Raw genomic sequence first — 11,803 nt, forward strand, 5'->3', positions numbered from 1 at the left:
CTCAAAGATTGACAAAATCTTTGGTGGCGAGATGGTATTTTTTAGTGCCCAAATGGCCATTGGCTTTCAACTCCTGAAGTTTGGTTTTGAGGGTTTTGATACGCTCTGGATAGTGTACTCGCCCCAGTTCTAGCAAGTTTTGCAGTGCTTTCTGGGTATTGCCGTTGGTATTGAGAGCGCTGATAATGTGACTGCTTCTGGCTCTTCCCTGATGCCTAATATCGCAAATGACCAGACAGATTTCGTCCAAGACCCCGTCGAGGTTGTATTGGCGGGCATAGCCAGCCATGTTGTTTTTGAAAAGTGAAATGGCCACCTCTACCTGCAACTTGCGATGAGCGGGGTCATTCATGGCCCAATGTACAAACCGCGCGGCAGTGATGAGCTCCTGAAACTCAATTTCATCCAGAGAGGGATTAAGGTACTTCATCAATGCGGTATTTTCCTCTGCGCCGGGAGCTGGTTCAAGTGATGAAAGTGTACCATTGGTATTGAGGTAATGAATTTTTCCCTCTTTCAGTTGCAGTCGTGGAAAGTACTCACGGGCTAAGTCCAAACCTAACAACTTTCTTAGAAAAATTACAAAATCGCCGTTGGGGACGTGTGCCGCATATTGCATAAAACTAAAGGTGAATTTGGCGCGGTCGTAGGTGTTAAGGCAGAAAAAAGAGCCTTGGCTTTCACACATTGCCGTAGGCGTAATAAAGTAAGCCCAGAAGCCAAATTCTGCTTCATAATCTTCGGGTTTATAAGAAAGTCCGGGGCTGATAGTAACGTTAAAAAGGCCGCTATTGCCCTGATAAACCGTTTCTCTGCCAATCAAAAACTTATTGGGCGTACCAATTACTTTTCCGAAATGGGAAGAATTCTGCTTGGAAAATTCAAAGTTGATAGCCATGAAATTGAGGTTTAGGAAGATGAGTTGAAATTAAATTGAATTTCTAAAAACTCATTTACCGTTTAATAAATCTTGCGTAACTTGCGGCCATGGCAGACAATTTTGTAGTATCGGCTCGAAAATATCGCCCCGTTACGTTTGATACGGTGGTCGGACAGTCGCACATTACCACTACCCTCAAAAATGCAATTCGTACCAATCACCTTGCACAGGCTTTTTTGTTTTGTGGCCCGCGTGGGGTAGGAAAAACGACCAATGCGCGTATTCTAGCCAAAACCATTAATTGCCAGAGCCTTACGGAAGATGTTGAGCCCTGCGGTGAGTGTGAATCATGCGTTGCGTTTCAAAATAATGCCTCTTTTAACGTGCATGAATTGGACGCGGCTTCCAACAACTCCGTCGATGATATTCGAAATCTGATTGACCAGGTACGGTATCCGCCCCAAACGGGTAAGTACAAAATCTACATCATTGACGAGGTTCACATGCTGTCTTCGGCGGCGTTCAATGCGTTTTTGAAGACGCTCGAAGAGCCACCCAGCTACGCCATCTTTATTCTGGCAACCACGGAAAAACACAAGATTTTGCCGACGATTCTGTCACGTTGTCAAATCTTCGATTTTAACCGGATTCAACCGCGCGACATCGCCGACCATATTGAGCAAATTGCCAAGAAAGAAGGCATCAAAACCGAGCGCGAAGCCCTCGAACTTATTGCCCAAAAAGCCGACGGTGGGCTCCGTGATGCGCTTTCGATGTTTGACCTCAACGTGACCTTTTCGACCGATAATACGGTGCGCTACAAAGAGGTTCTCGAAAATCTTCACATTCTAGACTACGATTATTATTTCCGATTGACGGATGCGCTTTTGGCGGGAAATCTTTCGGAAACACTTTTGATATTTAACGAAGTTCTGAAAAAAGGCTTTGACGGGCATTTGTTCGTAATTGGAATGTTAGAGCATTTTCGTAACCTGTTGGTATCCAAAGATGCTGCCACGGTGCAGTTGCTCGAAGTATCCGAAACCGCCAAGAACAAATACCTTGACCAATCAACGCGGGCGTCGCTTTCCTTCTTATTGTCGGCCCTGAGCGTTGGCGGACAGTGCGATATTAACTACAAAGCGTCTAAGCAACAACGGCTACACGTAGAGCTGTGCCTGATGAAAATGGCCAAGCTTACCGAGGTGCTGGACTTGGAAGCCCTCGCGGCCGACGAAAAAAAAAAGCCTAACGTAGGGGCAGGTCTGGGCAGCGTACCGTCTGCGTCTACTCCAAACGGTAAGAACGGTTCTTCGCCAAACGCGCAGGCAAACCCTGCAAATAGGATAGACGCAAACGCATCCTCGTCGTCGTTGCCCACGACGGCCGAGCCTACCATTACCTATCAAAATGCGCCAAATGGAAAAGGATTGCCCTTGGGGAAACTGCGCTCAACGGTCAATTTAAGCACCTCCATTACTGATACCCCCGCACCCACGCAGGTTTCCAAACCCGTAGAAGTAGCGCTGGATGCCTTGCCCGAAAAAGACCTTCCCGTAACAATGGAGGCGCTGAAAGAAGTTTGGGCTGAATTTTCTCGAATGCGGGAGCAAAATGGCGGTGCCGTGAGTGAGCAGATTATGCTTAATCGTGATTTTAAATTTGAGAATATGACCATTGAGTTGGTTTTAGACAACCTGCATCAAGAAACCCTGCTCAATGAAATCAAACCGACGTTATTGGGTTATCTTCGCCGAAAGCTCCAAAACCGTCAGATTCAACTTTCTCACCAAATTGCGCAAAGTGATGGGAAGCGCAACCCCTACACGCCACAGGAGAAATTCAATGTATTGGCCGAGCGCAATCCCGCCCTCATTGACTTGCAGCGGCTGCTAGGGCTGGAGGTTGATTTTTAGGGATTTTTGAGTAGATTAAGAGGATTATCGCGTTTATTACTAAACGTTTAACCCTCTTAATTATCCTGTTTATGTTCTCTCGTCGCGATTTTCTTATTCAGGCTGCTTTGGGCGGTGCTGCTTCGCTTATATCTCCCAATACTTTGTTTTCGGCTACTCGCCCCAAAAAAGATAAACTGGGCGTGGCATTGGTGGGATTGGGGTACTATAGCACCGATTTATTGGCCCCTGCGCTGCAATTAACCAAGAATTGCCAGTTGGTAGGGATTGTGACAGGAACGCCTTCAAAAGCTGATACCTGGAAAAAGAAATACAATCTCGCCGATAAAAATATTTATAATTACCAAAATTTCGACCAAATCGCCAACAACCCCGACATCGACATCGTCTATGTGGTGTTGCCGCCCAGTATGCACCGCGAGTTTGTGGTGCGGGCTGCCAAAGCGGGTAAGCAGGTGTTTTGTGAAAAACCCATGGCTCCGAGCGTGGCGGATTGTGAAGCCATGATTAAGGCTTGTGCCGATAACAAGGTGAAATTGGCGATTGGGTATCGCTGTCAGCATGACCCCAACACACAGGCGTATCAAAAATTTGCCAAAGAGAGCACCTTCGGCAAAGTCCGCATGGTGACCTGCGGCGCGGGATATTTTGACGCCCGCACTACGCATTGGAAACAAAACAAAGCCCTGGGTGGCGGCGTCATGGGGGACATGGGCGTGTATGCCCTTCAGGGAGCGCGCTTGGCCACGGGCGAAGAACCGATTTCGGTCACTGCGCAGTTTCATACTACCCGTCCTGATATTTACAAAGAAGTGGAAGAGACGGCTACGTTCCAATTGGAATTTCCGAGCGGTGCATTGGCGGCTTGCCATACCAGTTTTGGTATCAATATGAATTATTTACAAGCCAATTGCGAAAAAGGTTGGTTTAAAATGGAGCCTTTTTCGAGCTACACTGGAAACAAAGGAAGTAGCCCACTGGGGCCAATCAATTTCCCCCTCGAAAACCAGCAGGCCCGACAGCTCGACGAAGATGCCGAAGCCCTCATGAAAGGTTCTGCGCTGATTGCCCCTGGCGAAGAAGGCCTGCGCGACATTCGCGTGGTAGAAGCTATTTACAAATCCGTAGCCGCTGGCGGGAAGATGATTAAAATTTAATTCGGGACTTTATTCAACTTTATAACGGGGAGCGAGGCAGTTGTCTCGCTCTTTTTTTGTAATAAGGATTTATATCTAAATGCTCCACGTCAGACTTAGGGAACCGAAAAATGAAAAACCGAAAAACTGCAAAATTTAAAACCACAGGACGGTCCCGTGCAAAATGCAAGTGACTAATCAGTTACTTTGTTTAGCATTCCTACGCCCACAAACAAAAACAATGCGCCGACGATAAAAGGCACGAGGGTTTCCCATTTGGTGAGTGTGAATCCTAAGACTGCTTTGTCGGACATGAAGGCGATGCAGGCAAAAAGAATAAAAATGATGCCCATGCTGGTGAGAATTGTTCCAATCGTACGTTTCATTATCAATGTTGGTTTATGGGGGCGAAAATAGGGCTTTTGCAGGAAGCATCCAACATGTGCATCAATAGGCGGATTGTTTTGTCTTTACCTTAGACGTTAATTTTAGAAAATTCTCTCCCAACATGAGCTGAAGGTCTTCTTGGGGTGCTTTCAGCGCATAGATTTTTGCGATTTCAACGGCAGGATGCAGCCATGGCCCATCGGTTCCGAATAAAATCTTGCTTGCACCCGCTCGTTGATAGGCCATTTCCAACAAATCGAAACGTCGCACGCCCGATGTGTCGGTGTACACATTCGGATGGCGGGCCAAAAGGTCCAGAAAAGCCAGCTGTGCTCGCCAATCATCGGCAAAACTGCTCAAATGGGGAATAATAAAGTTGACATCCCGGTACTCGGTTGCGATGAGTTCAATGGTCGAGGTTTCACCAGTGGGGTCGTACAAAACGGGAATGTTGTATGTCCGGGCGGCGGTACATATTTCACGTGAGATGCGGGCGTCGTGTCGATGTACCTTGATGCCGCAAAAGCCGTACTCTTCTACGGCCGTTTGCACCATAGAATGAATTCTACCCCGGTCGCGCTCGGCATGAACAAACGCAAATCCATAAAAACGCGCTGGATAGCGACCAACGATTTGGGCGGTTTGGGCGTTGGCCTTGGCATAATCGGTGTGAAAAGCGGCAAATAAAACCGTTTTTTGAATTCCCGCTTCGGTCGACCATTGCATAAATTTTTTCAGCGGAGCGCGGGTATCCCAAGGGCCCGTAAGCCCGTCGCCCTCCCCGGCGTGGCAGTGGCAATCAATGATAAGCATGGTATTTAGACTAAAAATAGTTTACCACTTCAAATTCCAGTTCTTTCGATAGTCCGAAGTGTGCCTTAAAGTTAGGGATGTTGCGCAGTACCCCGATTTTCACGCCTTTACCCGCCCGCGAAGAGGGCAAAAAGTTGCGATCTTCTTTGTAATCGAAGTAAGTCGGACTGAGTACGATTTTTTGTCCATTAAATTCTCCCATTCTTTTCAGCACGTTGATGATGGCGGCTTTCTTTTGGTCTTTGGTCGTTTTGCCCGCAACAGCCTTGTCAATCGCAGCCCCTACGATTGCGTGAGTGGTGGCAGAGAGTGGAATGGTTTGTTTATTCAACTGCTCCAGCGTAACATTGTCAAACAAATCGGCATATTTGAATGGAATCCAGTGATGTACTTCAATGCCAATGGGTTGAAGCGAGGCAGGGTTGCCAAAGTGAAGTTTCCGGGCGTCAAATCTGGCGCTGGCTTTGATGGCATTTTCGGCTTTGAACCCCTGCGTTTTGATGTCCGACCATTTTTTGGTTTTGTTTTGCTCGTAGGTTTCCAATTCTAGTGCTTCCAGCAAGACTTCCGCCAATATCGACTGAACCCCGCGGACTTCTTTCAATCGGTCGTATATTCCGCTTAGCTCATTGACCAATACCGCCATTTCATAGTCTGGATTCAGTGCGTTTTTGACGTAACTTTCGGTAAGAATTTCGCCCAAAAGGGTGTTCTCAAGCTCTTTACCGCCTGCAGTGGTGTCTTTTTTGGTTGTTTGCTCGGTACCGTCTTTTCGTCGTTTGTCCTGAACTTGCTGCCAGTCGGCAGCGGCGGTATGCTGTACGGGTGGCTTTGTATCCGACGGAGTGCCTGGTGATGCCAGCCGCGCAAGTATACCTGCTACTGCACCTAATTTTTGGGCTTTAGCTTTATTGCGTCTCCAAAAGGCAGAGAGACTTTTGCGCCAAGTTTCAAACTCGGCTTCCAATTCAGCATTGATTGAGGGCGATGCTTGAGAGGGAGGGATGTGATAAGGCTGCATTGTTTTTAGCGTTTAGAACGGCGTCGCAGTTCGATGAATACTGGTTTTTTTACATTGGGAGGTACGGTTTTTAGGAGCACTTCCCAAGTGCTGAAAAGAATCGTTCCGTACTCTGGGCGTGCCGGTATTTCAGGTAAAAATCGCATGGTTGTAAATGAATTAAAGGGTGATTGACTCGGATTAGCGTGTCGACCAACGGTTTATCTTAGGCTGATAGCGCCTTTCCTGAAAGGAAGCAAAGCGGTTACGCGGTTTTATCCAACGAATCCTGACATTGGCATTGGCGGGAAGCACCTGCCCCATGGATGATTTAAGGCCGTTGAGGCAGCTTTTGCAGGGTTGATCCTGAATCAGCATCTGAACTCTCTGAATGTTGTCGGCAAATAATGGGTTTATCTGTCGCTGTCGTTTTAGCCATTCAATGGCTTGGCTTTCAGGGTGCACGTGTGTGGCGGCTGAAGTGGGCTGCCACGTGACCATGTTCATTGCGCGGGTATCGGGTTCGGGCAAAAAGACTAGTCCGTTTCTCGATTCATCGGTGTACAGGTACGGGGCAGTAGGCGTTCCAGTGTTTGTCCTTCGATAGACGGTCGGGGGGGCTTCGCTGAAATGTTGGAATACCGATGAGGGTAACTGTCGCCGAAAAATGATGCGGATGACCGCCGATGACCGCTCTGGTGGCGTATCCCAACTATCGTTGAGATCGAAGGGACGGAAATCATCCGCATTGTCCAATAACGTGGTCAGGTGCTGCCAGTCGTCCTGCGCTACAGGTTCTTCCACTGGTTCATCGTAATCAAAAGGCTCGTTTTCGTCAAAGAATTGCATGATGCTGAAAAACGTTTTGAGTTCTCTCTGAATCATTGTTTTACGAAAAAAATAGATTCAGAGAGAAACGTGAAAACTTGCTTAATAACGTGTCGGCTGGCTGGGGCCTACAATTCGGCTGTTGCGTTGCGGGCCGTTTTTCTCGGTCATCAAACGACGCTGAATCAACACCGACGGCTGCATATAACTAGCTTCGGATTGCTGAGCATCGGCCGAAAGGTCTACTCCCGTAACCGTGCGGTAGGAGTGAATGTAGCGCTGAATATTGTCGCGGAAGTTGGTTGCCCAGCTACCAGCTACGATGGTACTTTCTTCGTTAGACCAGTCATGCACTCGAATCGAAAGCAGAATGATTTCACCGTACTGCGCCAAATCGTAATAATGCGTAATACTCGTACTGCCCCAGTTCTGAATTTGTTTCATGCGGTCTACGCGGTCCATCCAACCCTCACGATATGGTACCATGATACGACCGCCTAAAAACTCCCTCATTTCTGGCCGAGCCAGCAAATACTGTTGGAGCATCATCTCCTGACGGGCCGTCCAAGTCAGGTTTCCGTAGGCATTGTGGTTTCCTTCGGCCAATAGTAAATGCACTTCTCGCAGGTTGTTGAGGATGGGAAAAGCATCCGCAATGCGGGTCGTGTCGTCAGATTCTTTGAAATAAATTGACGCGCCGTGTAGTAAATTATGAAAAGCTTCCAGAAACTTTGAACGACTATCGACTGATTTGAAGGTAGGCACTGCCCGTCCCTGCAACGACAATCCATAGGTATGGTCGTATTCATAGGCGCGGCGTTTGATGGTCAGAGTGTGTTGTTCGTCCTGAATATATCCCCAAAATAAATTGGCCAGTGGGCGCAACGGGTCAATGTCCAGTTGGGATAAAGGATCGGTGCCTTGGTTGGTGGAGACGTTCTGAAACCTTAAACTGATGGCGTTCATGGTTTGGACCAACATTCCCTGCTCTACCCAGTAGCTCCAGATAAGCTCGATGCCTGGCAAATAATTGATGCCAAAGACATTTGGGGCCAAGGGATGGCTGACCAACAAATCATCGCGCCATTCATCAAGTCGACTCAGAATGTTTTGGAGGTAAGGCGTGTAGTCACTGTCGTCTGCGTTGGAACTTGGATAACTGTCGATGTAAGAATCAATGGTACCCGTATAAACATTGTTGGTGGCCCACAAATATGCTTGCGCCGCTGATTTGAGCAGTCGATACGCATTAATGTTTGTAAATGGCAACGGATGAAGTTGCTCGTTGCGGTTTGCCACCTGATTAGCAATTCTTGAGTTTTGCCCAGTTTTTCGCAAATCAGCCAGACGGGCCGAAGGGGGACGAAGGGCAATGGGAGGAACCTGGGCGGTGCTTTGTCCGCCCAGAATTCCATCCATCAGACTGTCAAAAAGCCGAAAGTCAGGCACTCGGGCCTTGAGGGCGTCCCATAGTTGTTGAGTGGAATGTTCTAAATCTTCGGTATTTGCCCTTTGTAGATATACTTTCGAGCCCCGATTGAGTACCTCTTTTACATTTTCTAGCCCTTTCCGCATCCCAGTGTCCGCTCCTCCGAAAATGAGTTCTTGAGGGGCGTAATACCGGTAGTTACTTAGCTTTCCTTTTGCATCATACTCTGGAACGGATGGTACAAATTTGATACCGCCAAGTTTACCGAATTTTTGAAACAGGTTTTTAAACTCTTCATTGGGAAGTGACCAAAGTAGCTTTTCAGGTTTTTGGGTATTACCCAATAACTGATATTGCTGCTCCCTAAGCAGGGTATCAAGTGCAATATCATGCTGGAGGTCAATCTTTCCGCACTGCGTCACTTTAAAAACAATGTTGTGCTTTTTGATTTTTTCCACATCTGTGACGGGTTCTCCGTTGATATGGACCGTCATGAAACCCATCAGCGGTTGATTAGTGTTTTCGTCAATGACCGAATCACACAATTCGAACAGAAGAGACGTAACCTCTTCTTGGACCTCAGTTTCTGGGGGACATTTTTCCTTCAGGCACTCTTCGATTTTGTTGCCCAATTTTTCAAAATTTTGGTCAAACTTGGCACCGAGCCCTTCAACTTTTACTTTGATTTCTTGGACGTCCCACTCAATGCGTCTTACATCCTCTTTGGTGCTCTTTAAATCACTGTTTATGCTTAGTAAGTTAAGTGTGTTGCCTTTGGGAGGTGTTAATTTAACGGTGGCCGGCTCACAGTATAAGGGATTGTTGTCTTTGTCAATGCACACAAATAATACTTCATATGTTCCAGCCCCGTATCGTTCAGCCACTTCCTTCAATTCAGACATGGCCATCGGATAGGCAACGGACGGTTCAATGGAACTATCTGTGGCTAAAAAACGCTGAATTCCCCTGTCTTCTAATACATCACCCCCGTCTTTTCTGATAATGAAATTCCAGCTATAGTCATTGAGGGCGTCGAGCAGGATGGGAGTCCCGTCGGAGGCTAAGACCTGAAACATCAGTTGCCAGTAAGCAGTAGTCCAATTTGGAGGGGTCGGAGGAATTAGTAGGATTTTGGAAGGTGTTTTATTTTCCATGATTTTAATTGTTTTAAATAGAAATTAATTCAAATTTCCTCGGCTTTCGGCCCTTCCCAAGGCCCAACGATTGAGGAATCGGGAAAGAAGATAGCTTTCGGTGGTGGCATTGACACGCCCATCGGCCCGGGCCTGCCCAATGACCGCAAAGGTCAGGGAAGGAGGGAGGTCGCTCTCATCGGTTGCTGGTTGGCTGGCGACGGTTGAATAGAGCTCCCTCAAACGCTCTGGTTGACGGTGCTTGTACGGGAAAATATCCTTCAATGATCTGTTTGCAAGGTATTTGGAATGATGGTTGGTCAACAGCTCGGCGAATTCAGGCATGACCTGTTCTAGAGCCCTAATGATGTCCCGTTTATCTTGCTCCAAATCTTCCAAAGGATAAAGCTGTTGCCAAAGATGCTCAAATCGTTGCCATTGCGGGTCGGGATAGAGCAAAGCGCCTACCGACAGACTCAGCTTGACACGAATCCAGGGAAAGGGATGAGGATCATCGAGTTTGATACGAAACATGAAATACCTTGGCAAACTCACAACATTCATCAAGCCCTGCGTGGCGGTAATGCCTAAATGGCCCGTGGCCCAAAAGTCAGCTACAATCTCTGAAATCCATCGTTCATAAAGGCTCCAAGCAATGTGTTGAGAGGGAGGGGCTTGGGCGATTTTATTTTTGAGTTCTTTTCGTAACGTTTCTACCAGATTCAGCAACGCAGCGCCCTGATGGCCCACTTCATGAATCAATGACGAGGCTATTCCGCTACCAATCATTCGTTCCCGTGGCACTTGGATGATGGCTACTGGATTGTAATCCCCCCCCGGCAGGCGGGTGCGGGCGCGTCGAATGGCCGCCCCGTGGCCCCGTTCCAAAAAACACATGACTGGAGGAACCTCATATAACCCCTCTTGCGGGGCCAGCGCGTCGGTTGCTACTACATCTAAACCCGCAATCCATACGCCTGTTTGGTGTTCAGAACGTTGGGTGAGAACATCGGCAAAAATATCTAACTGATCGAGTATGTTATTAAAACGAAGCTTTAATACCGCATACGCTGCCTGCGCTTCGGCGGCATTGCCAAAGGTTTCGTCAGCCTCTCCCCGCAGTTGAGCCAGATAGGTTTGTACCTTTTGCCGGAGTTCAGTTTTAGCGCTCACCAAATGGTTTGTGATGGCCCTGAGTGCTTCGTTGGAAGGCCCAGCTGCGCTTACCATGGGTGTACTCAAAGAAAAAGGTTGCAACTGACCTAGCCGGGTGAGCATCGAAAGGGCTTCGTTTTTTAGATAGTCCCGAATCATGTCGGAGGAGTTTTTAAATGCCGTAAATGATAATGCTACTTCCCCGGCGTACCCAGCGCCCGCTGCGGCCGCCCCCAGTTGGAGGGGTGCTGGGGTAAGCATTGCTACCGTACGAACTTGGAGCACTCATCAACCCTGGTGCATACCGACGGGCAGATTCTATCATGGCGGTGCGGGCGGCCTGTTGGGGCTGATACGAAAGCTGAGGCGAGCGGGCGGTACGGCGGGCGGCGTCAGAAGCAAAACGCACATAAGCCCGGGCAACTTCAAATTCACGGTCTTCGGCGCTTAATCCTTCCAGCTCCAGTCCAAAGGCTTTGCCTGCCATCCCTGCCAATTTTCCGCCGATGGCTCCTCCTACACCGGGTGCTACTAAGTTACCTAATGCAGCACCAGCGATGGGCAAGGCTTTCTTGGCGACACTTTTGAGCATTCCTCCCAAGGCTTTGCCTGCCGATGATTTGGCAAAGTTGCTTACCCCGCTCGCTACTTTTTTGAACAGTCCACCCAGAAATTGCTCCAACTCGGCTTCATTGCTGACCGAGAGCAACTCGGTGGCTAATTCCATTTCGAGGGCTTCGTGCATTTCGCCCGACATCTCGTTGCCAAACTCAAAAGTTTCATTGCCAAATTCAAAGGTTTCGTTGCCAAATTCGAAAGACTCTTGTCCGAATTCATTGCCAAATTCAAACCCTGTTTCGCCGACGGTACGATCAATGTTGTGCATGATTGAAAAAAGTTAAAGTGAATTAAATTGTTTTGATCTTCCTGATTACCAATGCCGTGCCAGTGGATCAAAACGCCCTTTTTGGTCGTTTTAGGAAATAGACGCGAAGTGTTGTTCGCTTTTTTTGAGTGGCAATGCGAACATTTTTTCGCACAGTATTTAGGGCAATTTACCGTTTAGTAAGTAGTCAGGTCTTTTGCTTGTTCTCGAAATCATTTTTAGTATTTTCGTCACCCCGTA

General features: G+C 47.9%; 11 protein-coding genes. 2 read left to right on the forward strand and 9 right to left on the reverse strand.

All coding sequences use genetic code 11. The features are described 5' to 3' along the window. Window position 1: 1 nt before the first annotated feature. Window positions 2–898 carry a hypothetical protein gene (locus NCI00_RS11190; protein ID WP_253527494.1) on the reverse strand — a complete coding sequence of 299 codons (897 nt, stop codon included), beginning with the start codon at window positions 896–898 and terminating at the stop codon, window positions 2–4. Between the two features lie 89 nt (window positions 899–987). Between NCI00_RS11190 and NCI00_RS11195 the strand changes: the two genes are divergently transcribed. Beyond that, window positions 988–2,796, forward strand: a complete 1,809-nt coding sequence (locus NCI00_RS11195; RefSeq protein ID WP_253527496.1) for a DNA polymerase III subunit gamma/tau — start codon at window positions 988–990, stop codon at window positions 2,794–2,796. 71 nt (window positions 2,797–2,867) lie between these two features. Further along, window positions 2,868–3,953 (forward strand): Gfo/Idh/MocA family protein, encoded by a 1,086-nt coding sequence (locus NCI00_RS11200; RefSeq protein ID WP_253527500.1) that lies wholly within the window; start codon window positions 2,868–2,870, stop codon window positions 3,951–3,953. 173 nt (window positions 3,954–4,126) lie between these two features. Here the strand turns inward: NCI00_RS11200 and NCI00_RS11205 are convergent, their stop codons facing one another. From NCI00_RS11205 to NCI00_RS11240, 8 genes are all read right to left on the reverse strand, one after another. Further along, window positions 4,127–4,318: a hypothetical protein gene (locus NCI00_RS11205; protein ID WP_166560480.1), complete on the reverse strand. Its 192-nt coding sequence runs from the start codon at window positions 4,316–4,318 to the stop codon at window positions 4,127–4,129. 61 nt (window positions 4,319–4,379) lie between these two features. After that, the gene (locus NCI00_RS11210) at window positions 4,380–5,132 is read right to left on the reverse strand and encodes an amidohydrolase family protein (protein WP_253527503.1); all 753 of its coding nucleotides are present in this window, start codon (window positions 5,130–5,132) and stop codon (window positions 4,380–4,382) included. A gap of 10 nt (window positions 5,133–5,142) precedes the next feature. Continuing rightward, window positions 5,143–6,153: a hypothetical protein gene (locus NCI00_RS11215; protein ID WP_253527505.1), complete on the reverse strand. Its 1,011-nt coding sequence runs from the start codon at window positions 6,151–6,153 to the stop codon at window positions 5,143–5,145. A 5-nt stretch (window positions 6,154–6,158) separates the two neighbouring features. Continuing rightward, window positions 6,159–6,299 (reverse strand): hypothetical protein, encoded by a 141-nt coding sequence (locus tag NCI00_RS11220; RefSeq protein WP_253527507.1) that lies wholly within the window; start codon window positions 6,297–6,299, stop codon window positions 6,159–6,161. A 34-nt stretch (window positions 6,300–6,333) separates the two neighbouring features. After that, window positions 6,334–7,017 carry a hypothetical protein gene (locus tag NCI00_RS11225; protein ID WP_253527509.1) on the reverse strand — a complete coding sequence of 228 codons (684 nt, stop codon included), beginning with the start codon at window positions 7,015–7,017 and terminating at the stop codon, window positions 6,334–6,336. A gap of 45 nt (window positions 7,018–7,062) precedes the next feature. Beyond that, window positions 7,063–9,543: a hypothetical protein gene (locus NCI00_RS11230; protein ID WP_253527511.1), complete on the reverse strand. Its 2,481-nt coding sequence runs from the start codon at window positions 9,541–9,543 to the stop codon at window positions 7,063–7,065. Window positions 9,544–9,567: 24 nt separating this feature from the next. Further along, window positions 9,568–10,938, reverse strand: coding sequence for a hypothetical protein (locus NCI00_RS11235; protein WP_253527512.1), 1,371 nt, complete (start codon window positions 10,936–10,938; stop codon window positions 9,568–9,570). Continuing rightward, the gene (locus NCI00_RS11240; RefSeq protein ID WP_166560474.1) at window positions 10,850–11,563 is read right to left on the reverse strand and encodes a hypothetical protein; all 714 of its coding nucleotides are present in this window, start codon (window positions 11,561–11,563) and stop codon (window positions 10,850–10,852) included. The genes NCI00_RS11235 and NCI00_RS11240 overlap by 89 nt, the downstream gene beginning before the upstream one ends. Window positions 11,564–11,803 lie beyond the last annotated feature (240 nt).

The organism is Runella salmonicolor, assembly GCF_024158025.1.
Lineage (GTDB): Bacteria > Bacteroidota > Bacteroidia > Cytophagales > Spirosomataceae > Runella > Runella salmonicolor.

Excerpts from the sequence above, each read along its gene's own strand:
- NCI00_RS11240 (WP_166560474.1), bottom strand. The coding sequence starts at position 11,563 with ATGCACAACATTGATCGTACCGTCGGCGAAACAGGGTTTGAATTTGGC.
- NCI00_RS11235 (WP_253527512.1), bottom strand. The coding sequence starts at position 10,938 with ATGCTTACCCCAGCACCCCTCCAACTGGGGGCGGCCGCAGCGGGCGCT.
- NCI00_RS11210 (WP_253527503.1), bottom strand. The coding sequence starts at position 5,132 with ATGCTTATCATTGATTGCCACTGCCACGCCGGGGAGGGCGACGGGCTT.
- NCI00_RS11220 (WP_253527507.1), bottom strand. The coding sequence starts at position 6,299 with ATGCGATTTTTACCTGAAATACCGGCACGCCCAGAGTACGGAACGATT.
- NCI00_RS11225 (WP_253527509.1), bottom strand. The coding sequence starts at position 7,017 with ATGATTCAGAGAGAACTCAAAACGTTTTTCAGCATCATGCAATTCTTT.
- NCI00_RS11200 (WP_253527500.1), top strand. The coding sequence starts at position 2,868 with ATGTTCTCTCGTCGCGATTTTCTTATTCAGGCTGCTTTGGGCGGTGCT.
- NCI00_RS11195 (WP_253527496.1), top strand. The coding sequence starts at position 988 with ATGGCAGACAATTTTGTAGTATCGGCTCGAAAATATCGCCCCGTTACG.
- NCI00_RS11205 (WP_166560480.1), bottom strand. The coding sequence starts at position 4,318 with ATGAAACGTACGATTGGAACAATTCTCACCAGCATGGGCATCATTTTT.
- NCI00_RS11215 (WP_253527505.1), bottom strand. The coding sequence starts at position 6,153 with ATGCAGCCTTATCACATCCCTCCCTCTCAAGCATCGCCCTCAATCAAT.
- NCI00_RS11190 (WP_253527494.1), bottom strand. The coding sequence starts at position 898 with ATGGCTATCAACTTTGAATTTTCCAAGCAGAATTCTTCCCATTTCGGA.
- NCI00_RS11230 (WP_253527511.1), bottom strand. The coding sequence starts at position 9,543 with ATGGAAAATAAAACACCTTCCAAAATCCTACTAATTCCTCCGACCCCT.